Annotated in this window: 1 protein-coding gene; it reads right to left on the reverse strand. The window is 55.8% G+C overall.

The features are described 5' to 3' along the window. On the reverse strand, window positions 1–425 hold a 425-nt coding region (locus CRD59_RS07715; protein ID WP_113854071.1), incomplete at its 3' end, for an extracellular solute-binding protein. Window positions 426–439: the final 14 nt, after the last annotated feature.

Below are 439 nucleotides of genomic sequence, written 5' to 3' on the forward strand. Positions count from 1 at the left end.
ATATATGTGTTGGTGGCTGCCGCGTCAGCCTTCTTGAGGTCCATGACCTTGTTGGCTTTGAGGAGCTGCCACGCGAAGTTCGGCGGTATGTTAATGACATCCGGCAGCTGTCCAGCGGTGGCTTGCTGCTGGACTTTCTCCTCATAGCCCTCGCATGGCTGGTCAACCCACTTGATCGTTGTTCCGGGATGTTCCTTCTCAACGGACTTAACGAGCTTCTTGAAGTAGGGCGTGAACTTTTCGTTCTTGAGCGGCCAGGTTTGGAACTGGATGCTGCCTTCGATCTTTGCGGACGGTTTAACAGATGCCTGCCTCGACGGTTTGTCGCCTGAACCACTCATGCCACATGCGCTCGCAGCGAGCACTGTCGCGAGTGCGGCGGTGCCGCCAAGCAGTTGACGTCGACCGATGGTGAGGTTTCCCATGATCTTGCTTCTTC

The organism is Bifidobacterium xylocopae, assembly GCF_003315615.1.
Lineage (GTDB): Bacteria > Actinomycetota > Actinomycetes > Actinomycetales > Bifidobacteriaceae > Bombiscardovia > Bombiscardovia xylocopae.